At 56.9% G+C, this 21,849-nt stretch carries 21 protein-coding genes; 10 read left to right on the top strand and 11 right to left on the bottom strand.

The window, feature by feature from the left end; translation table 11 throughout:
- Positions 1-89: 89 nt before the first annotated feature.
- Positions 90-893 carry an SDR family NAD(P)-dependent oxidoreductase gene (locus JK232_RS11085; RefSeq protein ID WP_101828149.1) on the top strand — a complete coding sequence of 268 codons (804 nt, stop codon included), beginning with the start codon at positions 90-92 and terminating at the stop codon, positions 891-893.
- A 65-nt stretch (positions 894-958) separates the two neighbouring features.
- Here JK232_RS11085 and glgX read toward each other — a convergent pair whose 3' ends face one another.
- Positions 959-3,031, bottom strand: a complete 2,073-nt coding sequence (gene glgX / locus JK232_RS11080) for a glycogen debranching protein GlgX (protein ID WP_072929336.1) — start codon at positions 3,029-3,031, stop codon at positions 959-961.
- Positions 3,032-3,375: 344 nt separating this feature from the next.
- On the opposite strand from glgX, the gene JK232_RS11075 reads away from it, so the two are divergent.
- Positions 3,376-5,262, top strand: coding sequence for a glycoside hydrolase family 15 protein (locus JK232_RS11075; RefSeq protein ID WP_246538477.1), 1,887 nt, complete (start codon positions 3,376-3,378; stop codon positions 5,260-5,262).
- Between the two features lie 58 nt (positions 5,263-5,320).
- On the opposite strand, the gene JK232_RS11070 is transcribed toward JK232_RS11075, so the two are convergent.
- Positions 5,321-6,073 carry an AraC family transcriptional regulator gene (locus JK232_RS11070; RefSeq protein WP_241521458.1) on the bottom strand — a complete coding sequence of 251 codons (753 nt, stop codon included), beginning with the start codon at positions 6,071-6,073 and terminating at the stop codon, positions 5,321-5,323.
- 1,025 nt (positions 6,074-7,098) lie between these two features.
- Here JK232_RS11070 and JK232_RS11065 point away from each other — a divergent pair.
- The 4 genes from JK232_RS11065 to JK232_RS11050 all read left to right on the top strand — a co-directional run bounded on the left by JK232_RS11065 (position 7,099) and on the right by JK232_RS11050 (position 11,080).
- A complete protein-coding gene (locus JK232_RS11065) occupies positions 7,099-8,526 on the top strand; it encodes a sugar porter family MFS transporter (protein ID WP_212589186.1) in 1,428 nt (475 codons plus the stop codon).
- A gap of 24 nt (positions 8,527-8,550) precedes the next feature.
- Positions 8,551-9,576 (top strand): Gfo/Idh/MocA family protein, encoded by a 1,026-nt coding sequence (locus JK232_RS11060; protein ID WP_072929329.1) that lies wholly within the window; start codon positions 8,551-8,553, stop codon positions 9,574-9,576.
- 74 nt (positions 9,577-9,650) lie between these two features.
- Positions 9,651-10,079: a PTS mannitol transporter subunit IIA gene (locus JK232_RS11055; RefSeq protein ID WP_212589185.1), complete on the top strand. Its 429-nt coding sequence runs from the start codon at positions 9,651-9,653 to the stop codon at positions 10,077-10,079.
- A gap of 59 nt (positions 10,080-10,138) precedes the next feature.
- Complete coding sequence (locus tag JK232_RS11050) at positions 10,139-11,080, top strand: sugar phosphate isomerase/epimerase family protein (protein ID WP_101834690.1); 942 nt, start codon at positions 10,139-10,141, stop codon at positions 11,078-11,080.
- Between the two features lie 92 nt (positions 11,081-11,172).
- On the opposite strand, the gene JK232_RS11045 is transcribed toward JK232_RS11050, so the two are convergent.
- Both JK232_RS11045 and JK232_RS11040 read right to left on the bottom strand, forming a co-directional pair.
- The gene (locus tag JK232_RS11045) at positions 11,173-11,601 is read right to left on the bottom strand and encodes a GNAT family N-acetyltransferase (RefSeq protein WP_101828153.1); all 429 of its coding nucleotides are present in this window, start codon (positions 11,599-11,601) and stop codon (positions 11,173-11,175) included.
- 121 nt (positions 11,602-11,722) lie between these two features.
- Positions 11,723-11,875: a hypothetical protein gene (locus JK232_RS11040; protein ID WP_165698465.1), complete on the bottom strand. Its 153-nt coding sequence runs from the start codon at positions 11,873-11,875 to the stop codon at positions 11,723-11,725.
- 473 nt (positions 11,876-12,348) lie between these two features.
- Here JK232_RS11040 and JK232_RS11035 point away from each other — a divergent pair, with 473 nt between their 5' ends.
- A complete protein-coding gene (locus JK232_RS11035) occupies positions 12,349-12,594 on the top strand; it encodes a hypothetical protein (protein ID WP_212589184.1) in 246 nt (81 codons plus the stop codon).
- A gap of 76 nt (positions 12,595-12,670) precedes the next feature.
- Here the strand turns inward: JK232_RS11035 and JK232_RS11030 are convergent, their stop codons facing one another.
- From JK232_RS11030 to JK232_RS11015, 4 genes are all read right to left on the bottom strand, one after another.
- Positions 12,671-13,840 (bottom strand): dihydrodipicolinate synthase family protein, encoded by a 1,170-nt coding sequence (locus tag JK232_RS11030; RefSeq protein WP_212589183.1) that lies wholly within the window; start codon positions 13,838-13,840, stop codon positions 12,671-12,673.
- A 25-nt stretch (positions 13,841-13,865) separates the two neighbouring features.
- Positions 13,866-15,104: an MFS transporter gene (locus tag JK232_RS11025; protein WP_101828155.1), complete on the bottom strand. Its 1,239-nt coding sequence runs from the start codon at positions 15,102-15,104 to the stop codon at positions 13,866-13,868.
- Between the two features lie 68 nt (positions 15,105-15,172).
- The gene (locus JK232_RS11020; protein ID WP_101854543.1) at positions 15,173-16,006 is read right to left on the bottom strand and encodes a sugar phosphate isomerase/epimerase family protein; all 834 of its coding nucleotides are present in this window, start codon (positions 16,004-16,006) and stop codon (positions 15,173-15,175) included.
- 10 nt (positions 16,007-16,016) lie between these two features.
- Positions 16,017-17,168, bottom strand: coding sequence for a Gfo/Idh/MocA family protein (locus tag JK232_RS11015; RefSeq protein ID WP_101858157.1), 1,152 nt, complete (start codon positions 17,166-17,168; stop codon positions 16,017-16,019).
- A 270-nt stretch (positions 17,169-17,438) separates the two neighbouring features.
- Between JK232_RS11015 and JK232_RS11010 the strand changes: the two genes are divergently transcribed.
- Both JK232_RS11010 and JK232_RS11005 read left to right on the top strand, forming a co-directional pair.
- Positions 17,439-18,074: a TetR/AcrR family transcriptional regulator gene (locus JK232_RS11010; RefSeq protein ID WP_212589182.1), complete on the top strand. Its 636-nt coding sequence runs from the start codon at positions 17,439-17,441 to the stop codon at positions 18,072-18,074.
- 22 nt (positions 18,075-18,096) lie between these two features.
- Positions 18,097-19,032: a LysR family transcriptional regulator gene (locus JK232_RS11005; RefSeq protein WP_101834683.1), complete on the top strand. Its 936-nt coding sequence runs from the start codon at positions 18,097-18,099 to the stop codon at positions 19,030-19,032.
- Between the two features lie 88 nt (positions 19,033-19,120).
- Here JK232_RS11005 and JK232_RS11000 read toward each other — a convergent pair whose 3' ends face one another.
- Both JK232_RS11000 and JK232_RS10995 read right to left on the bottom strand, forming a co-directional pair.
- Positions 19,121-19,447, bottom strand: a complete 327-nt coding sequence (locus JK232_RS11000; protein ID WP_072929307.1) for a helix-turn-helix domain-containing protein — start codon at positions 19,445-19,447, stop codon at positions 19,121-19,123.
- Complete coding sequence (locus JK232_RS10995; RefSeq protein WP_072929304.1) at positions 19,422-19,829, bottom strand: type II toxin-antitoxin system RelE/ParE family toxin; 408 nt, start codon at positions 19,827-19,829, stop codon at positions 19,422-19,424. Before JK232_RS10995 ends, JK232_RS11000 begins: the two co-directional genes overlap by 26 nt.
- Positions 19,830-20,132: 303 nt before the next feature.
- On the opposite strand from JK232_RS10995, the gene JK232_RS10990 reads away from it, so the two are divergent.
- Complete coding sequence (locus JK232_RS10990; RefSeq protein ID WP_101828159.1) at positions 20,133-20,879, top strand: glucose 1-dehydrogenase; 747 nt, start codon at positions 20,133-20,135, stop codon at positions 20,877-20,879.
- Between the two features lie 32 nt (positions 20,880-20,911).
- Here the strand turns inward: JK232_RS10990 and JK232_RS10985 are convergent, their stop codons facing one another.
- Positions 20,912-21,796 carry a LysR family transcriptional regulator gene (locus JK232_RS10985; RefSeq protein ID WP_212589181.1) on the bottom strand — a complete coding sequence of 295 codons (885 nt, stop codon included), beginning with the start codon at positions 21,794-21,796 and terminating at the stop codon, positions 20,912-20,914.
- Positions 21,797-21,849 lie beyond the last annotated feature (53 nt).

Here is a 21,849-nt window from a genome sequence, read left to right as displayed (position 1 = left end):
CCAGGCGGCCTGGCCCCTGCTTCATCGGTACGGCCGGCGAAATGGCTGCTATCGTTAAACGGCATGCATTCACCTACAGGGAGAACACAATGACCAACAAACTTGCATTAATCACCGGGGCGTCAAACGGCATTGGGTTTGAAATCGCCAGACTGTTTGCTAAACATCATTACGATGTGATTGCGGTCGCCAGGAATCCGGAAAAGCTGGAGGACGCCTGTGAGACGTTGCGCCAATATGGCGGCCAGGTGCACGCCTTTTCTGCTGATTTAAGTGAGTACGACGAGATTGAGCGCCTGAAACGCCAGATTGATGACGCCGGGTTCGCGCTGGATGCGCTGGTGATCAACGCCGGGCAAGGGCTGGGCGGGCGGTTTATCGGCGGGACTGACCTGGCGAAAGAGTTGCAGTTAATCCGGCTGAATGTGGATGCCTATGTGCACATCGCCAAAATTTTCCTGCCGGACATGATCAGCCGCGGCGAAGGTAAAGTGCTGATGACATCGTCTGTTTCCGGCACGGCACCGATCCCCTTTGAGGCGATTTACGGCGCGACCAAAGCCTTTGTGAACTCCTTCTTCTGGGCGATCCGCAATGAACTGAAGGGCACCGGGTTACAGATGACGCTGCTGATGCCGGGCGCCACCGAAACCAATTTCTTCAAGAATGCCGGGCAAGCGGACACTACCGTAGGGGCAACTGAGAAAGCCTCACCTGCGGACGTGGCAGAACGCGCCTGGTATGCCCTGATGAGCGGCCATGAGTATGTGTACGGGGATGACAAAACCGAATGGGAAGGCGACATCCTTAACCGGATGCAGAGCGAACCGCAGAAAGCCCAGCGTCACCGTATTATCTCTGAGCCGGGTTCCGCCTCTGGCACCTCATCCTGACCCTGGCGCCCAGAAGATGGCGGTGCAGCGGGCCACGCCACCGGCGCGGCCCGCTGTGTTACCGGTTACGGGCGCCTGAACAGCGCAATGCTGCGCCCTTCCAGCTCGAAATCCTTCTCTTTGGTGATCACAATCCCCGGTTTTGCGGTGTCTGAGGTGGACAGCTCCAGCACCCAGCCGCCTTCACCGAATTGGGGAATGCGGAACGGCACATTGCCTTCAAACGGGTTGAACAGCATCAGCATGTCGTGCCAGATGCCCTCTTGCGACTCAAGGTCAGGCCGGTTGATATACACGCCAATGGTTGAGCCTTCATCCCACTGCTCCTCGCGCTGGAAACCGCCCCCGGCGTTGAACCATTTGATGTCCATGCCGTCGCGCCAGTTCTCGCGGCGCAGCAGCGGCTGTTGGGCGCGCAGGCTGATGACCCGGCGGGTGAACTCGCGCAGTGCCTGATCGTTGTCTGACAGGTCATCCCAGTGGATCCAGGAGATGTCGCTGTCCTGACAATAGCCGTTGTTGTTGCCTTGCTGGCTGCGGCCGAACTCGTCCCCGGCCAGCAGCATCGGCGTGCCGTGGGAGAAGAACAGCGTGGCGAGGAAGTTGCGTTTCTGGCGCTCGCGCACCGTGGTGATGCCCTGGTCGCGGGTCGGCCCTTCCTCACCGTAGTTGTACGAGCGGTTATGGTTATGGCCGTCGTTGTTCTCTTCGCCGTTATCCTCGTTGTGCTTGTCGTTGTATGACACCAGATCGTTCAGCGTAAAGCCGTCATGGGCGGTGATGAAGTTGACGCTTGCCCACGGGCGGCGGCCGCGCTGGTCGTAGAGGTCACCGGAGCCGAGCAGGCGGGCGGCGAAATCGGTCGTGACGTTATCGCCTTTCCAGTATTCACGCACCGTGTCGCGGTATTTGTCATTCCACTCGGCCCAGCCCGGCGGGAAGCCGCCGACCTGATAACCGCCGGGGCCGATGTCCCACGGCTCGCCAATCAGCTTGAGTTTGGACAATACCGGGTCTTGCATCATCGCATCGAAAAAGCCGCTGCGCTGGTCGAAGCCTTCCGGCTCACGGCCCAGAATGGTGCCGAGGTCGAAGCGGAAGCCGTCAATGTGCATCGTTTCCGCCCAGTAACGCAGCGAATCCATGATCATCTGCAACACGCGCGGGTGCGAGGTGTTCACGGTGTTCCCGGTACCGGTGTCGTTGATGTAGTAACGGTGCTGGTCGGGCAGGGTGCGGTAATAGGAGAAGTTGTCGATGCCTTTGAACGACAGCGTCGGGCCAAGTTCGTTGCCCTCCGCCGTGTGGTTGTACACCACGTCGAGGATCACCTCGATATTGGCGTCATGGTAGGCACGCACCATATCGCGGAACCCCTGGATGCCGTTCGGCCCGTAATAGCGCGAGGCAGGGGCGAAGAAGCCCAGGGTGTTATAGCCCCAGAAATTCTTCAGCCCGCGGTCGAGCAGGTGCTGGTCATCCGGGAACCAGTGCACCGGCAGCAGCTCCACCGAGGTGATGCCGAGGCTTTTGATGTACTCCACCGAGGCCTTATGGCCCATGCCCTCAAAGGTGCCGCGCAGCTCGCGCGGCAGCGCGCCGTTACGCTGCGTAAACCCTTTGACATGGGTCTCGTAAATCACCGTGTCTGACCACGGGATCGCCGGGCGCTGCGTCTCCTGCCGGGCGTTGCCGGGGTCAATCACCCGGCACTTCGGCGTAAAAGGGGCGCTGTCACGGGCATCAAAGGTCAGGTCTTTATCTTCATGCAACAAATCATAGGCAAAATGCGCTTCATTCCATTCAATGTCCCCGGCCAGCTCGCGCGCGTAGGGGTCAATCAACAGCTTGTTGGGGTTGAAGCGGTGGCCGTTCTCCGGATCGTAAGGGCCATACACGCGGTAACCGTAAAGTGCGCCCGGTTTCAGGCCCGGCACATAGCCGTGCCAGACTTCATGCGTATATTCCGGCAGCTCCAGCCGGGCGATTTCGGTTTTTCCGCTGGGATCGTAAAGGCAAAGCTCAACGCGCTCCGCATGGGCTGAGAAGAGCGCAAAATTAACACCCTGACCATCAAAGTTGGCGCCAAGCACCTGGCCAGACCCTGTTGTGATTTCAAAAGGCTTATTGTTCGACATGCTTTCCTCGTTCTCAAAAGTACGGACTTTTCTGCACTGCAATGATGAGTACGTCAGCGTTTTTACACGACGGCATGAGCGGCATGAAATTTCGGTGTCACCAATCCTTGACTATGCTGTAGGTAGGCCGGCAAGTGGTTGATTCTGCGTCGGGATGCTGCGTATGCCAATCAATCATAGACCATGCTGTAAGAAGTGCGGTGACGCTGTCACCCCGCGCCGCCCAGACAGTGTGGCTGAAGGGCTGCCGTTCAGGCCGGAACAGGCAGTGAGGGCAGTACAGACGTACTGTGTGACAGAGGCCGGAAACCAGGTCTTTTGCCTGACTTTTTAAGGATGTACGTATGTTGATGCATCACGATATGGAGACCTTCCGGGACAATGAGGGGTTCTGCGATCTGGGTGACTACGCCGCCGTAGGCGAGGGGCGCACGGTGGCGCTGCTGGCACCGGATGGCTCGGTAGACTGGTGGTGTGTGCCCGATCTGGATTCACCGCCGCTGTTCGACCGGCTGCTGGACAGCGGGCACGGCGGCTATTTTCAGATTACGCCGGATGAGCCGTACCGCATGACCCGGCACTACCGCGAAAACAGCAACGTGCTCGAAACCCTGTATGAAACCGCGAGCGGGCGGATAAAAATCACCGAATCCATCAACAGCACCCTGGCCGGCCCGCTGCCGTGGAATGAGCTGGCCCGCCGTATTGAGGGGCTGGAAGGGCGCGTCCCGGTGTCATTGCGGCTGAAAATCGGCACCGCCGCCGACACCCGCAGGCCGTGGGCGCACCACACCTCCCAGGGCACCGTCTGGAATGTCGGCGCGCTGCTGCTGATGCTGCGCGCCAGTGAGGAGATCAGGCACCATGCCGATTGCGACGATGAAGGGACGCGTGCGGTGTTCACGGTGGCCGCAGGCGATCGTTACCTGGCGGCGCTGCTGGTCACGAAAGATGAGCCGCTGGCGGTGCCCTGTCTGGAGCGGATTGATGAGCGCATCGACACCAGCGATCTCGCCTGGCGGAGCTGGGTCGGCGGCTTGTGCTATGAGGGGAAATACCAGGACGCGGTGCGGCGTTCAGCGCTGGCGCTGAAATTCCTCTGGTACTCCCCGACCGGGGCGCTGGCGGCGGCCGCGACCCTGGGCCTGCCCGAGGGCGAGGGCAATGACAAGAATTACGACTACCGCTACGCCTGGGTGCGTGATTCCTGCATGATCATTAAATCGTTTATCTATATCGGCGCACTGGAGGACTGTAAGGCCGCTTTCTCCTGGCTGGCTGCCGCGCTGAACGCCAACGGCGGCGAGCTGCGTACCTGTTTCCGGCTGGACGGCACCAGCGTGCCGGAGGAGCGGTTTGTGCCGGTGCAGGGGTATCGCGGTGCGCAACCGGTGCGGCTGGGGAACAATGCTGCCGATCAGCTTCAGCTGTGCAACTACGGCGATGTGCTGGACACCGCCGCCCGCTTTACCGAGGCGGGCCACGTGCTGGACCTGCACACCTCGCGGCTGCTGGGGCATCTGGCAAACCGCTGTGCGGATACCTGGCTGCAAAAGGATTGCGGCATCTGGGAGCTGCCGGAGATGCAGCACTATACCCAGTCCAAAATGGCCTGCTGGGTGGCGCTGAATCAGGCGGTGCGCCTGGCTGACGGCGGTTATATCGAACCCACCTGGGTAAAACGCTGGGAGCGGGAGCGCGATCGCATCCGCGACTGGATCGAAACCCATTGCTGGTCAGACGAACGCCAGGCGTACACCTTCTGGCCCGGCACCACGCGGCTGGATGCCTCCGTGGCGCTGATGCACCAGTACGGCAAGCAGGTGTCCGAAAGCCGGATGCTCAGCACGCTGGACGCCCTGCGCGAGGAGCTGGGGGCGGACAATATGATGATCTACCGCTACTCCGATGTGCAAAAAGAGGAAAACACCTTTATTGCCTGTGCGTTCTGGATGGCGGAGGCGCTGGCGGTGCTGGGGCGGCATGACGAGGGGGAACACGCCATGCAGGTGGTGCTGGAGACGCTGAGCCAGGGGAAAAACGCCGGGATCATGAGCGAGATGTATAACGTCCATAAACAGAAATGCTGCGGGAATATGCCGCAGGGGCTGAGCCATCTCTCGGTGATCTGCGCGTCCCATACCGTCTCGGCAGCCTGCATGGGCGGCGATGACTCTCAGCCGGGCGCCATCAGGGTCGGCTGCCTGGCGAATGGAAAAGATCACGACTGACGCCCGCGGGCGTCACCGTTTCCCCCGCTGCCCAGAGGGGCAGGGGGAAGCGGGGCATTTAACGTTTTACCTGGCCGGTTAACCAGAACTTTTTATACCGTGCCGGGGGAATGCCCACCAGGTTATGAAATATCCGGTGGAAATTATTGACGTTATCGTAGCCGACGGCATTCGCCACTTCCGTCACGCCTAAATCCGTGCTCAATAACAGCGATTGTGCTTCGCCAATACGGCGGCGGGTCTGGTACTGTTTCGGCGAATAACCGGAAAAGGCCTTAAACACATGGGCAAGATAAAACCGGTTCATCTCCAGGGCGGAGGTCATTGCCGTGAAAGAGAGCTCATCCTTGTAATGCTCATCAATAAAGTTTTTAATTTTCTGGCCTAATGCCAGGGTGGGGCTTTCATACGTCTGGTGGTGTTCAATCCAGAGTCCCCGGCACATAAGAAGTAATGCACTCAACAGGCTGTTTGCTATATCACTGGAGTAAGGTTTATTACTGCCGGCGTGATGCCACATCTGATAAAAAATATGCCGGATTTCATCACAATGTTCCCCGCCCGGCATCACAGCCATCTGGCCGCGTGGTGTCAGCGTATTTAAGGGTAACCCCTCAAATTTCAGCTGTTCGACACCGCAGCTGAATATCAGTAAATCATCGGAAGGATAAGGGTTTTCATCATGCAAAATACCAGCATTAAACAGCAGTAAATCCCCCTGTTTTACCGGATAGCTCTGCCCATCGATGTTATACATCCCGCTGCCCTGCGTAATAAACAGCAGTTCAAAACGCTCGTCATGTTTATGCATCACCCTCGGGGTTGCGGCCTCACGGCCTTCCGCTTTACAGATAAACATCAGCCTGGGTCTGAAGCCATTCTCATATCCGCCCGACACAGGATGTTCATTCACGCAGAATGTCAGCATGGTTTCTCCCTTAACGTTCAGCGCTATTCTTGCACTGCCACGCCGGGCAGTAGTCATCAAATTTGCTTTTTACTAAAATTTAATTAACTGATTTATAACAACTTGGTGAATTTATTTATACCAAAAAGGATGATTTTTGCTTTGCGAAAATCTTGCTGCCGCTTATTTATGATCTGGGTCACATTTTTACTGCTATGAAAAAACCTTTCCGCTTTTGCCCTCTCTTGCCTGAGAAAAACCACGTCAAAAATAGGGGGCAACACCGGGAAAAAAAGGCGCATTAATCGCAGGGTTAATGAAGTGGGAAAAGGCGGTTTCTCTTCAAAACAGCATAAAGGGGCCTGTTAGCGTTACCGTGGAATAAGAGACTTTCTATTCCAGGCAGGGGAGCGCTCCTGATAGTGATATTTGATAAATCCCCCTGATAAAGCAGGAGTCATTATTTTATATGCTCAGGCCTGTGACCCATAAAAGCGGGACAGGGTAAAGAGGGCGCAGTCACGGGAAATATCTTCATTCTTGCTAAATCAATGATTAACTTTGCGCTTGTGACCCACATCACTGAAACCTGCTTTCTTAATACAAAAAATTGATCTCCTGCACGGTATGAAAATTTCGATCTCAATGAGAATGGTTTTTTATTTTCAATTGGGGGTAATCTTGTTTCATCCATTGCCGGAGCCGAATAAAAACGGGATTAACCACAGAGAAGCCAGACAGGCGTTTTCCCCCGCAAAAGGTTGGCCTGGATGTTAATGCATTACCTTAAGGGTGGGTTATTTATCATGAGATGAACAGTAGGGTATTGCTTTATTACCTTGTGAAAGGAAAAGCCCACAGGCGTCACCCTGGCCACATTTATCATGCCTATGCCGGTTAACACCTTAAAAACCAGATGGGGTAGTAACATGTATAATAAAACTGACCTGCTTAATAGAACCACCCTGAAAAACCCTGACCGAATGAAGTTTATTACGCTGGTGTCAACGATCGGCGGGCTCTGCTTTGGCTATGATACCGGCGTAATATCCGGCGCGCTTATTTTCATGAAAGATGATCTGGGTCTGACGCCGGTTCAGGAAGGGTTCATTACCTCCTTTCTTTTATTTGGTGCGGCATTAGGTTCCTTATTTGGCGGCTATTTGTCTGATAAACAGGGGCGTCGCAAAAACCTGCTGTGGGTCGCCGCTATCTTTATCTTTGGTGCCCTCGGCACGGCCTTCGCGTGGGATGTCCCCTCGATGATCGTGGCGCGCTTTGTACTGGGGCTGGCCGTAGGCTGTGCGTCAGTCACCGTCCCTATTTACATTTCCGAACTGGCCAGGCCTGAACAGCGCGAACGTCTGGTCACCGTCAATGAGCTGATGATCGTCACCGGCCAGTTTCTGGCCTATACGGTGAATGCCGCTATCGTCAATCTCTATCCTGAAATGTCCCATAACTGGCGGATTATGCTGGCAATCCCCGCGCTGCCCGGTGCGCTGTTATGGGTGGGTATGCTGATGATGCCGGAGTCACCCCGCTTCTTTATGCGGCACGGAGAAACGGAAAAAGCGGTGAAGGTTCTGGAAACGCTGCGCTCGCCCGGCGAAGTGCAGAAGGAAATCAAAGAGATTCAGAAAATCATCCAGATTGATTCCGTCAAGGTGAGTCTGTTTGAAGAGCTTAAAAAACCCTGGGTGATCCAACTTATCCTGATCGGCCTGATGATTGTGTTGGCGACGCGTGTTACGGGGGTGAATACCATTATGTATTACGCGCCGACCGTACTGAAATCCACGGGCTTAGGCGATGCCGCCGCAGTCACCGGGGCGGTCGCTAACGGGGTGGTCTCTATTCTGGCCACGCTGATGGGTATGCTGTTAATCGGAAAGCACTCGCGCAGGAAAATGTTCTTTACCGGGCAGATCGGGGTGACCCTCAGCCTGATCCTGATTGGCGTTTCTTTTAAGGTCTTTTTCCATTCCGAAACACTAAACGGCATCGAAAGTGTGCACGCTAATTTCGCCGGGGCAAGTTATATCATTCTCGGGTTAATGCTGGTGTTCCTGGTGTTTATGCAGGGGTGGATCGCCCCGGTATTCTGGTTGATGTTGGCGGAGATATACCCTCTGCGTATGCGTGGCCTGGGCATGGGGATCGCCGTTTTCGGCCTGTGGATATTCGACTTTATTATTCAGTCTGTTTTCCCCATTCTGTTGAATCATTATGGCGGCGGTATGACCTTCGGGTTCTTTGCGGCAACAAACGTCATTATGCTTATTCTGCTGTTTAAATTCCTGCCCGAGACTCGTGGGCTTTCATTAGAACAAATTGAAAATAAATTCCGTTTCTGATCCATGATAATGAGGTAAATAACCATGTCGGTAAATATCGGATTAATTGGTTTAGGCATGATTGGCCGCGATCATTTGCAACGTTTCAAACAGGTCATCAACAATGCCAATGTCACTGCCATCTGCGATATCAACAGCGGTGTCGCCAATGCGCTGGCGCAGGAATATAACGTCACCCCTTTTTATGATGCCATTGAGATGATCAATTCAGAGTTGGTTGATGCGGTATTTATCTGTTCCATCGGCCCGGTGCATAAAGAGCAAATCCTGGCGGCCATTAAAGCCGGGAAACCTGTCTTTTGTGAAAAACCGCTCACCCCCACCGCGATTGACGCCAGGGAAATTATTGAAGCCGAAGTCAGCTATGGTAAGCGGTTGCTGCAACTTGGCTTTATGCGACGTTTTGACCCAGGTTACCAGGCACTGAAACAGAGCATCGGGACGGGGGAGTTAGGCGAGATTTTACTGATGCATTGCGCGCACCGGAACCCGTCGGTGCCGGAAAGCTACACCCTTGAGATGGCAATAAACGACTCAGCGACCCATGAAATAGACATTATCCATTATCTGCTGAATGAAAATATTGTCTCTGTCCGGGTAGATAAGCCGCGCAAAAAAACCAGCCGGGCTTTAGGCCATTTGCAAGACCCGCTCATTGTTATTTTTGAAACCGAGTCGGGTGTCCGTATCGATGATGAGCTATTCGTTAACTGCCACTATGGGTATGACATCCGCTGTGAAGTGATTGGCGAAAATGCCATCGCGAGCCTGACAGAACAAGCCCTGACCGTGACCCGTTCAGCCAATGGGGTGGGGCGGCATATCGCTCAAAGTTGCATGGAACGCTTTGCCACCGCTTACGATCGCGAAGTACAGAATTTTGTTGATCGTGTAAAGAGCGGCAGCGGCATGACCGGCCCCTCGTCGTGGGATGGTTACCTGGTGGCGCTGGTGTGTGATGCCGGCATCGCCTCGCTGAACGATGGATTAAAACATGATGTCACCATCCCGGCGCGCCCGGCGTTATACCAGCCACTCTCAGAGAGTTAATCGTTTCACTCACGGAGCAGGGCTGGCACGTCGCGAGGGTTCGCCCGCGGCGTGGCATTGCACAGGAGCGGAATATGCTGAATTTGTCTGAAGAAAATATTTTTCTTAATTGCCGGGCACCGTCTAAAAAAGAAGCCATAAAAATCGCTGCTGACGCGCTCATTCAGAGCGGTTTTGCGAAAACAGGCTTTTTCGAGGCGATGATGGCACGTGAAAAGAGTGTATCGACCTATTTAGGGGCAGGCGTTGCATTACCTCACTGTGCGAAAGAGAACATCGATCTGGTCATTAAAACCGGCTTCCATCTATTCCAATTTCCTCAGGGCGTGAGCTGGGGAGCCGGGAAAGTCGCATTCGTGGTGGTGGCGGTCGCGGCAAAACATAACGAGCACCTTCAGGTGTTAGCGGATATCGCAGATTTATTGGGTGATGAATTAAAAACGACGCTCCTGGCGCAGGCAACCCGTAAAAATGACTTTATTGAACAGTTTGAAAAACAGTGACGCCAGCGGCGTTACCCAGGCTGTTTAACAATGTAGACATGACTGATAAAGGATGACACATGAAACTTGCGATCTGTACTGATGTGCTGGCGAACTTATCGTTTCCTGACATGCTGGATAAAGTGAAAAGCTACGGCATTACCGGCGTAGAAATGACCGCCGGGGGCTGGTCGCCCTGTCCGCACGTGAAAACGGAAGAACTGCTGGCGTCACCTGAAAAACTCACCGCTTTCCGCCAGGAACTGCAAACGCGCGGGATGAACATTGTGGCGTTGAACTGTTCGGGTAACCCGCTCGCGCCGGGCGAGCTGGGGGAAAAACATACGCTGAGCAGCTATAAAACCGTAGAACTGGCCGGCAAACTGGGCGTGAAGAAAATCGTTATGATGAGCGGCCTGCCCGGCGGCGGCCCGGGGGACAGCGTCCCGAACTGGATCACTTCTACGGTTTCCTGGCCGGATTACATGCCGGGTGTTATCGACTACCAATGGCACGAGGTGGCGATCCCCTGGTGGAAAGCCTTCACGCAGCACGCCCGGCAGCACGGCGTTGAACAGATTGCGCTTGAAGCGTTCCCCAGCCAGTTGGTGTACAACGCCGGCACTTTGCTGCGGCTGCGCAACAGCGTTGATGAGATGATCGGGATGAACCTTGACCCTTCCCATCTTATCGTCATGGGCGCTGACCCGATTGCGGCAGCGCGCAAACTGGAGGGCGCGGTGTATCACGTGCATGGCAAGGATGCGCGCATTGAACGTGGCCTGGCGGAGATTGACGGGCTGCTGGAATACCAGCCGGTAACGAACACCAAAACGCGTACCTGGAACTATGTCGCCGTCGGCTGCGGCCAGGATTTGCAGTGGTGGAAGGAATTTTTCTCCGTGCTGCGTATGACCGGTTATGACGGTGATGTCTCGCTGGAGATGGAGGATTTGACCATGAGCGTGGAGGCAGGGTTGCAGACGTCTATTGATGCCCTGAAGGCGAGCATCAGCCGCTGACGGTTTATCTTTCGCCACAGCCTGCGGCTATCAGATATCAGGCTGTGGCGGACAGGGTTTGTCTTATCATCTGGTGCAGTGCAGGCCCGTTTTCAGGGGGCAGCCAGCGGCTTAACAAACCGTTTCCTGACCTCGTGATAGCCATTGTCCTCATAGAATTTATGGGCGCGGGTCCGGCGTTCGCTGCTGGAGAGTTCTATCTGCGTGCACCCCTGCTGGCGCGACAGCCGTTCCGCCTCTGCCAGCAAGGCCTGGCCGAGGCCTTCACCCCGGCAGGCCTCATCAATGACCAGCGCAGAAATCACAGCCCAGCGCCCCTCTTCATGCACGGGTGTTATAAAATGGATAACCACCACACCGCGCACTACGCTTCCTGATTCCGCCACCAGAATGTCATCGCGCCCCTCGGCCTCCTTCAGACGGGCTTCAACGGTTTCCCGTTTCGTGTGATAGCCCAGCTGTAAGAACAGCGTCTGTAACCTCCCGATATCCTGTATCCCGGCTGATCGGATTAAAAACATGCCTGTCTCCCTGTCTGATTAAAACAGCTTGTTAAACACCCGCTGCGCCTCATGACACTCTCTGGCCCGTTGGCGAGGCAATCAACCGATGAGCGTGAACCTGAAACGCATCACCTTTTGCTTAACGGCCGGCGCGGCGATTCACATCGTTATCGGCAATTTTCTCCGCCAGGAAATCGATCAGCACCCGGCATTTCGGCGGCAGGAAACGGTTCGGGTGGTAGAGGATCCATGACATGCCGTAGTACGAGGTCTGGTAATCCCATTGCGGCAATACCTCGACGATCTGTTGGGCGGCCTGCTGATTGTCGGGGCGTTAGTATGGGCGACGCGCCCCCGCAGGGTGGCGGGGGCGGTGGTCAGTAATTGAGTGGCGGATTGGTGGGGAATTCAGAGAGATGACGTGCTCATAGTGTTACGCCGTTAAATAGCTGGCAGAGGAGGCAAAGAGGCACAATAAAAGGAAAGTACGGCCTTTGATATTAATTCGTCAGGGATGGGTGAAAAAATAATAGGGTGTGTCTGTTTCTGGATCATTTAAAACTAATGCAATAGGGCATGAAATTATTGCCATTATGTAACTTTTTATTAGGGTGAGATAATTATCACACTTTGACAGGGTCAGCGCTGGTATTAACCCCCTGTTTGGCTGAATAAATTAATTTTCAGGCGGCGAGCAGGTGATGTCTGAATCACCATGTCATTTTAATGAGATTGTTATAATAACTTTTGGAAAAAGGATCTGCCATGAGTGCGGTAAAAGCAAAAATCACCTCAATGCACCTGTATTACTCAGGATTTAGCTATGGATGGGTTGATGAGAATGGCGTCAAAAAATGGTCAACGCTGTCATTCTCTTCCGATCCGTCACCGGCTGATCAAGCGTTATATGCGACGCTCCCGCCTATGATTTCTGCTGCGTATCAAACCCAGCAGTGGGTAATGATTGATGATTATGGCTGTGATATCGCGTTTGATCTCGCCATACAATAATGTGTGTGCCGATATAAGTGTCTGATGCGGGCTGTCATCAATTACCTGATGACAGCCCGATGTGGTTTTTAATGGGCTACATCCCGTGCAGCCTGCCCAGCAGCCCCATTCGCTCCGCGGCCAGGTCAGGGTTCACCAGCAACCCGGCCTCATCCGCCAGCCGGAACAGCGCGCTGTAGTGCGCCAGGCTGCGGGCGCTCTGCATACCAGCCAGCATCGTGAAGTGGTTCTGATGCCCGTTCAGCCAGGCGAGGAAGACAATCCCGGCTTTGTAATACTGGGTGGGCGCGGCGAACATATGGCGGGCCAGCGGCAGCGTCGGCGCGAGGATCTGCTGGTAGGTCTCCCGATCACCCTGCGCCAGCGCGTGCAACGCCCCGGCCGCCGCCGGGGCAATCGCGTCCAGAACCCCCAACAGCGCATGGGAGTAGCCCCGGCTGTCCCCGGCGATCAATTCGGGGTAGTTGAAATCGTCACCGGTATACATTTTTACCCGGCCGGGCAGGCGGCGGCGCATCGCGATCTCGCGATCTTTATCCAGCAGCGAAATCTTGATGCCGTCGATGCGTGCCTCATGGCGTTCAATCACCGACAGGCAAATCTCCATCGCGTCGTTGAGCCTGTCGGTGCCCCAGTAGCCGTGCAGCGCCGGGTCGAACATGTCACCGAGCCAGTGCAAAATCACCGGCTCCCGCACCTGCCGCAGGATGGCGTCATAGACCTGAAGGTAATCCTCCGGCCCCCTGGCGATGGCCGCCAGCGCCCGGCTGGCCATCAGGATAATGCGCCCGCCGCAGGCTTCAATCGCTGCTACCTGCTGCTCATAGGCGTCAATCACCGCCGTCAGGGTCAGCCCGGTGAAGCCGGTCAGGTGATCGGTGCCTGTGCCGCAGGCGATGGCCACCCCCGGAAAATCTTTCGCCTGGGCCACGCTGCGCTGGATCAGCAACAGGCTGGTGGGCCAGTCCAGCCCCATGCCGCGCTGGGCGGTATCCATCGCTTCCGCCACGCCGAAACCCAGTGACATCAGGTGGCGGCGATAGGCCAGCGTGGCCTCCCAGTCGAGCGCCATATCGCGCGTCGGGTGCTGCATCTGCCGTGGGTCTGCGACCACATGGGCCGCGGCAAACACCTCACGGTTGAAGCGGGGCTGGGGCGGTACCTGCCAGTGCGGCGCGCCCTTGACGTCGTAACGGTAAACGTGGCCCTGGCTGTCCAGTAAATGCACGTGATTGCTGAGGGTCATGACAGGCTCCTTGGGGATCTGCGGGTTAATGCCGGGCCAGATGCGCACGCGGGTCACGCTCTGCCGGGTGCGGGGTGGCCACGGGCAATTTACGCACGCCGAACAGCACCAGGCTGCTGACCAGGATAACCAGCGCCGCCGCCAGCCAGACCGGTTGCAGGGTGTAATGCTGGGCGAAATAGCCGGCGATAATCGGGGAGATGCCGCCCGCTGCCATGCCCATGTTCATCACAAAGCCGATGGCCGAGCCGCGCAGCGAGGGCGGCACCAGCTCAGCGGTGATGGACAGCACAATCGGCGTGATGGGGTAACCCAGGAACCCCAGCAGCATCACCAGCATAATCACCACCGGCACCGACAGCGTCAGCACCATCGCGGCCATTAACAGCGCGCTGACCACGGTAATTGCCATCAGAATGGTGCGGCGGCGCAGGAAATCACCTTTGTCGCAGTAGCGGCCGAGCAGGAAACCGCCGAGTGCGCCGGTCAGCCCCAGCAGGCTGGCTATCGTCCCGGCGGTGCCGATCGTCAGGTTTTTCACCTGCATCAGGTAGCTCGGCGCCCACAGCAGCACAATCCACCAGCCCGCCAGCAGCACAAAGTAATAGAGCGCCATCATCATCACCGGCGCATGGCGGAACAGCGTGCGCAACGGCACTTTCTCCGCCGCCTGCCGGGCGATCAGGTCAGCGGGTTTGCGGTCATTTTTCACCAGCACCGCATACAGCAGCGCCACCACAATCCCCAGCGCCCCGGCGACGTAGAACACCACCCGCCAGCCAAACACCGGGCCGAGCACCGCACCCATCCAGGTGCCGAGGAAGCCGCCAATCGGGTAGCCCATCCAGTAAAGGGACATCACCGTGGTGCGCTGTTTCTCGCTGGTGACGTTCGCCACCTCCAGCGAGGCGGCCGGCCAGAAAATCCCTTCGCCGATGCCGGTCATTACCCGGTAGAAGATCAGGCTGGTCAGGCTGCCTGCAAACCCGGTAAACAGGGTCGCCAGCGAGAACATCATCAACCCGAGGATCAGCACCGGTTTGCCGCTGAGTTTGTCGGCGATGATGCCGGCCGCAAACAGGAACAGGATAAAACCAAAGAAGAAAGAGGAGAGCAGGATGCCGCTTTCGCCTTTGCCGAGGCCAAATTCCGTGGCAATCAGCCCAATCGCCGACGACACCGTCATGCGATCAACCGAATACATCATGTAGCCCAGTCCGCACAGGACGGTAACCAGAACCATTTTCCGGGTATCGGTAGTCATATTTTCCTCGCCATGCCTGTTGACCGACGAAAACCGCTGTTCAGCGCTGTCAGAGACTCATTGGAATGTTAACCGTGCTGCAAATGCCGCATTTTGCAGGTGCGTAACACCTCATCAGGATCTTTCTCCCACCAGGTGAGGCGGGAAAAAATCTCCACTTCGTGATAGCCGCGGTAGCCCTGCGCCTCTACCGCCTGCCGGAAACCGCGGATATCAATCACCCCGTCGCCCATCATGCCGCGGTCTTCCAGCATGTCCTGCGTGGGGTTAAGCCAGTCACAGATATGGAACGCCAGCAGCCTATGAGGCCCGGCGCGGGCAATTTCGCGGTGGAAATCGGCGTCCCACCAGGTGTGGTAGAGGTCAACCGCGATGCCCAGCCCGTTATCGCCCAGTTCATCACAGAGATCGTTGGCCTGTTTCAGGCTGTTGACGCAGGCGCGGTCGGCGGCATACATCGGGTGCAGCGGCTCAATCGCCAGCGGCATCCCACGCGGCCGGGCGTAGTCCAGCAGCGCGCCCAGCCCGTCGCGTACCTGTTGGCGTGCACCGGCCAGATCTTTTGAGCCGTCGGGCAGCCCGCCGACCACCAGCACCAGGCAGGACGCGCCGAGGGTCAGCGCCTCCTCCACGGCGCGGTAGTTGTCCTCCAGGGCTTTCCGGCGTGCCTCCGGGCCGGCGGCCGGGAACATGCCGCCGCGGCAGTAGCCGGTCACCGCCAGGTTATGCAGGCGGATCAGCCGGGCGGTTTCCTGCAACCCGAGCGCGGCGACCTGATCGCGCCACGGCGAGATACCGCGGATGTCATGGCGCGCGCAGCCTTCAATGATCTGGCGCAGATCCCACTGGCGGCGCACCGTGGCGGTATTTAACGAGAGTTTTCCGGGGTCGGGTGTGTGCATTTTCGCCTCCTCACCCTTCCAGCGCGGGCACATCGACCCAGCGGCGCTCTTGCCAGCTTTTCAGCGCCAGATCCACCAGTTGCAGGCCCTTCGCCCCTTCCAGCAGGTTCCAGCGGTAGTCGCCTTCGCCCCAGACATGGCGCAAAAAGAGTTCCCACTGCACTTTAAAGGCGTTGTCATACACCTGGGTGTCGGGCACGGTGGCCCAGTCATTGAAGAAGTTGTGGGTCTGGCGCACATCCGGGTTCCAGACCGGTTTCGGGGTATTGACCGCCGCCTGGGTGTAGCAGTCGGTCAGCCCGGCGACGGCCGACCCGTTGACGCCATCCACCTGGAAGGTCACCAGATCGTCACGCCGCACGCGCACGCACCAGGAGCTGTTGATCTGCACGATCGCGCCGTTATGCAGTTCAAAGGTGGCGTACACCGCATCATCCGCCGTGGCCTGATAGGGTTTTTGCTGTTCATCCCAGCGCGTCGGGATATGCGTTGCGCCGATGCAGCTCAGGCTTTTGATCTCGCCAAACAGGTTGTCGATGACATAGCGCCAGTGGCAGATCATGTCGAGGATGATGCCGCCGCCCTCTTCGCTGCGGTAGTTCCAGGAGGGGCGCTGGGTCGGTTGCAGGTTGCCCTCAAACACCCAGTAGCCGAATTCACCGCGCACCGACAGCACCTTGCCGAAGAAGCCCGCCTCATTCAGCAGGCGCAGCTTTTGCAGGCCGGGCAACCAGAGTTTGTCCTGCACCACGCCGTGGCAGACCCCTTTTTCGCGCGCGGCGCGGTAGAGATCGAGCGCGTCTTCCAGCCCCAGCGCGACCGGTTTTTCGCTGTAAACGTGTTTGCCCAGGGCGATCGCTTTTTTCAGCAGGGCAGGGCGCGCCTGGGTGGTGGCTGCATCAAAGAAGAGGATGTCATCAGGGTTGGCCAGCGCCTCATCGACGTTGGTGCCCCAGCGGGCAATGCCGTGCGCCTGCGCCAGTGCGGCGATTTTCTCTTCATTGCGGCCAATCAGAATCGGGTCGGGCATCAGGCGATCGCCGTTTGCCAGCAGCACGCCGCCCTGTTCACGGATTTGCACGATCGACCGGATCAGGTGCTGGTTTTTGCCCATCCGTCCGGTTACGCCATGCATGATGATGCCAACGGGGATCTGCGCCATTCATTCACCTCGGGGTAGAAGATGTCAGGCCACTGCGCGGGGTGTGATGCAGGCGTCATCACGCTGTGTTCGCCCGTGCCGGCGGCGGGGGATACGCCATACTCATTCAACCAACCGGTTGACAACCACACTATAGAAGCTGGCAAACCGCGCCGTGGTGATCCGTTTCACATAACCAACCAGTTGGTTGAAAAAGAGCGCAGGCTTGTTTTAACGGGGAAATAGGGCACTATAATGCTGAAACCTGTCGAGAAGAGTGAGGGAAACGGAGTGGTTATCAGGCGCGTTACGGAGAAATATGATGCGGCAGACAAGCAGCAGCGCATCCTTCAGGCGGCCCGCGCGGAGTTTGCCGAGAAAGGGTTTGACGGCGCGCGGGTTGACAGCATCGCCGCCAGGGCCTGCGCCAATAAGCAGCTGATCTATTACTATTTCACCAATAAAGATGTGCTGTTTACCCATGTGCTGGAAGCGGCTTACCGCGACATCCGCGAACAGGAGGCGGCGCTCTCACTGGAGGCATTGCCCGCCAACGAGGCGATTTTGATGCTGGTGGAGTTCACCTGGCACTATTACCTGAAAAACCCGGAGTTTATCCGCCTGCTCAACAGTGAAAACCAGCTGAAAGCACGCCACCTCAAAACCTCCGGGGTGGCGGTGGAGGTAAACCAAAGCTGGATCACCATCACCGAGGCGCTGCTGGCGCGCGGCCGGGCTGAAGGCACGGTACGGAGCGGCATCGACGTGATGCAACTCAACATCAACATTTCCGCCCTCGGCTTCTTCTACCTGATTAACCAGTCCACGCTGTCGATTCTCTACCAGAAAGATCTCAGCGAAAAAGCTGCGCTGGATGAACGGCTGCGGGTGATGAAAGAGTGCATCGCCGCCTGGATCGCGCCATGAGCCTGGTCAGCAAGGAGAACGTATGATCCGGCTTGACGATGTGGCGCTGTTTGTCCGGTCTGCCGCGCTCGGCAGCTTTTCCCGCGCGGCCCGTGAAGGGGATCTGCTGCCGGGGCAGGTCAGTGCCGCGGTGCAGCGGCTGGAGCGCGATCTGGATAAGCGCTTGTTTGTGCGCTCCACGCGCAGCCTGCGGCTGACGGCCGAAGGCGAAACCTATTTGCCCTATGCCCAGGAGTTGCTGGCACTGGTGCAGGCGGGCGCAGAGAGCCTGCAAGGCAATGAGGAGGCGTTGCAGGGCGAGCTTAAAGTCGCGCTGCCTTCTGATATCGGCCGCAATATCCTGTTGCCGGTAATGACGGCCTTTTTCAAGGCGCACCCCGGCCTCTCCCTGCGGCTGTCGCTGTCTGACCAGCGCAGTGATATGTTCCGCGATCCGGTGGATGTGGCTGTCCGCTACGGCGCGCTGGACAACAGCCGCTACGTTGCGCTGCCGCTGGCGGCGGATAACCGGCGGGTGCTGGCTGCCTCACCGGGTTACCTGCAACAGCATGGCGAGCCGCAACAGTTGGATGACATTCCCCGCCACGCCTGCCTGCTCTACACCCTGAACGGCCAGGCGTATGACAAATGGCTGTTTCCGGGGCAGGGCGCGCCGCGCCAGCTGACGGTGAACAGCCGGATGCTGTGTGACGATGCCGACATCGCCCGCCGCTGGGCGGTGGATGGCATGGGGATTGTCTATAAATCCTGGATTGATCTCAGTGATGACGTGCTGGCCGGGCGTTTAAAGGTGCTGCTGCCGGACCACCCCGGCGAAATCACGCCGCTGCACCTGATCTGCCCGCACCGCAAGCAGTTCTCCCCCGCCATACGGCAACTGCACCAATGCCTCAGCGATCACCTGAAAGGGATTATGGCGCAGATGCCCGTCCCCGCCCTGCCGGACTATGGGGGGTAATCGCGTTTTTAATGCGAACAGGGAAAAGAAACGAGATAACTGTTTTAGAAAGGAAAAGCCCCGTAAAGGGGCTTTTTGTTCTGTCCGGTTATTGTGCAAAAACGCTGAGGCCTTTGCGGCGGAGAATGTCCAGCATTCGCAGGGCTGCGCCATTGGGCTTTTTCTCACCACGCTCCCACTTTGAAACGCTCTCAACAGACATATTCAAGGTATAAGCCAGCATGGACTGGCTAATATGAAGCTGGTCACGCAACGCACGGATTGCTGTGCCGTCCATTTCTTCCGGCTTGGGCATTTTTTCACGCAATTGCTGCGCTTTTAAGCGGGAACCAATAAATTCAACGGTTTCATCAGAGACAGTGCCTGACTTGTTGAATGCTTGCGCCATTTCATGTAGTTGTTTCAGTCTGCTCATGACATTTAACCTCTCTCAATCTCTTTTCAGCAATATCTTTGCTGATACTTTCATCAGACGCTGCCAACAAATCCCGCGCTAAGCGCCGGTAGACTTCCAGCTCATCATCCGGGATTTCCTTTGTTCCATCATCTGGCACGTCCGCTTTTGTCCATCCATCTATAAAGAACAAATGGCTTTCATGGTGAAAAGCAATAACTGTACGTGCGCCGCCCCGCTTACCGCTATTGCCAAGTGGAATACGTTTTTTATAAACATGCCCACCCAATTGGGCATCCACCAATCCATTTTTAATTTCACCTGCAATCTCGCACAGGGTTTCATCCTTAATTTTTTGTTTTTTTAAGCTCTTATCAAACAAAAAGGTCGTATAAATTTTCATCTTTCATTCCATATTATTATTATGCCATTCCTTGATCTTTAACTCCCGTATACGGGTACAAAATATAGTACTTAGTACGGTGTTTTTCAATGACCCTATCCACTTTTTGAGATGTAACCGTCTCCTGACTGGCTCCCTAACTGAGGAAGGTAGCTCGCCGCCATTCGGTGAAAAATTGACCACCTGAGCGCTGTTTATTACGCTCATAGTATTGCCACAGGCCCATGTTCAATGGGTTGCCGCTGAACGCGGCGCGATGTTCATTCCACCCTAAACAGAAATAACCACACAGACGAGGTCGTTATGGCGAAGCTGGAAGGAAAAGTGGCACTGGTTACCGGCGCATCAAAAGGCATCGGGGCTGCGATCGCGAAAGCGCTGGCGGCACAGGGGGCGGCCGTGGCGGTGGCCTATGCCAACAGCCGGGACGCGGCAGACGCAGTGGTGGCTTCGATCCACGCCGCCGGCGGGAAGGCGGTGGCGGTGGGCGGCGATGTCTCCCAGGCGGCGGCCGCCGCCGCATTGGTCGATGCCACGATCGACGCGTTTGGGCACCTCGACATTCTGGTGAACAATTCGGGGGTCTACGCCTTCGCGCCGATTGAAGAGATTACCGAAGAGGATTTCCATTACCAGTTCAACATCAACGTGCTGGGGGTGCTGCTGGTGACGCAGGCGGCGGTGCCGCATCTGAAAGAAGGGGCCAGCATCATTAATATTGGCTCCGGCACCACGGAGCTGACGCCGCCGATGACGGCCGTCTACAGCGGCACCAAGGGCGCGCTGGATGCCATCACCGGCGTGCTGGCGCGTGAACTGGGGCCGCGCGGCATCCGGGTGAACTCGCTTAACCCCGGTTACACCGAAACTGAGGGCACCCACACCGCAGGGATCACCGGTTCCGACATGGAAAAAAACCTGGTGACGCTGACCCCGCTCGGCCGCGGCGGGAAGCCGGAAGATATCGCGGATATCGCCGTGTTCCTGGCCTCGGATGATGCCCGCTGGCTGACCGGCGAGCGGCTGGTGGCCTCCGGCGGGTTGCGCTGACAATATCGCCCCCGTGCCGCACGGCAGGGGGGTTATTGCCAGTGTTCAGACAGAAAATCGATGAAGCAGCGAATGCGGGGGGAAAGGTACCGGCTGGCCGGCCACAATGCCGAAAAGTGGCTCCGGCGGTCGCAATAGCCCGGCAGAATCTGGATCAGTTGCCCTTGCTTCAATGCCTCCCTGACAACGAAATCCGGCACATAACAGATGCCCAGCCCAGAAAGGGCGGCCCCCACCATGGCTTCAATATTGTTCAGCGTCAGCAGGGAGAGGGCGCTGAACTCGCCGGTGACGCGGTACGCGTTCAGATCCCATGCCTGGATCAGACCGGTGGAGGGAAAGCGGAACAGAATGCATTTGTGTGAGGGTAAATCGTGCGGGGTGCGGGGTTCCCCATACGCCTGAAGGTACGTGGGGCTGGCACAAAGCACAAAACGGAAATGCCCCAGCGTTTTTGCCGTGAGCCGTGAATCACCGATCTCCCCGCTGCGGATGGCCACATCAAACCCTTCATCAATCACATTGACCAGCCGGTCGCTGAAATCCAGATCCAGGTCAATCCCTGGGTAACGCTGCGTAAACGCCGGCAGCAGCGGCAGCATTAAGCGATAGCCGATCACCGGAAATGAGACCCTGAGGGTGCCGGTGGGGTGGCTCACGGCGGTGGTGAGTTCCGCTTCAGCCTCACGCAACTGCTCAAGGATAGACTGGCAGCGAGCCAGGAGCGTCGCCCCTTCCGCCGTCAGGCTGACGCTGCGGGTGCTGCGGTTAAAGAGCCGCACGCCGAGTTTTTTCTCAAGCCTCGCCACATTTTTCCCAACCGCAGAGGCTGAAATACCTAATGTCCGCGCAGCCTGAACAAAGCTGAGCGTTTCTGCGGTGCGGACAAAGGAAGTCAGTGAAGTGAAGCTGTCCATGGATTATAAACTTTTTGTCTTTAAAGAAGGGAGCCCCAGTCTATTTATCCCGC

This window comes from Nissabacter archeti (assembly GCF_018257325.1).
In the GTDB taxonomy this organism is placed as follows: domain Bacteria; phylum Pseudomonadota; class Gammaproteobacteria; order Enterobacterales; family Enterobacteriaceae; genus Chimaeribacter; species Chimaeribacter arupi.
This window is presented reverse-complemented; position numbering and strand designations above follow the sequence as displayed.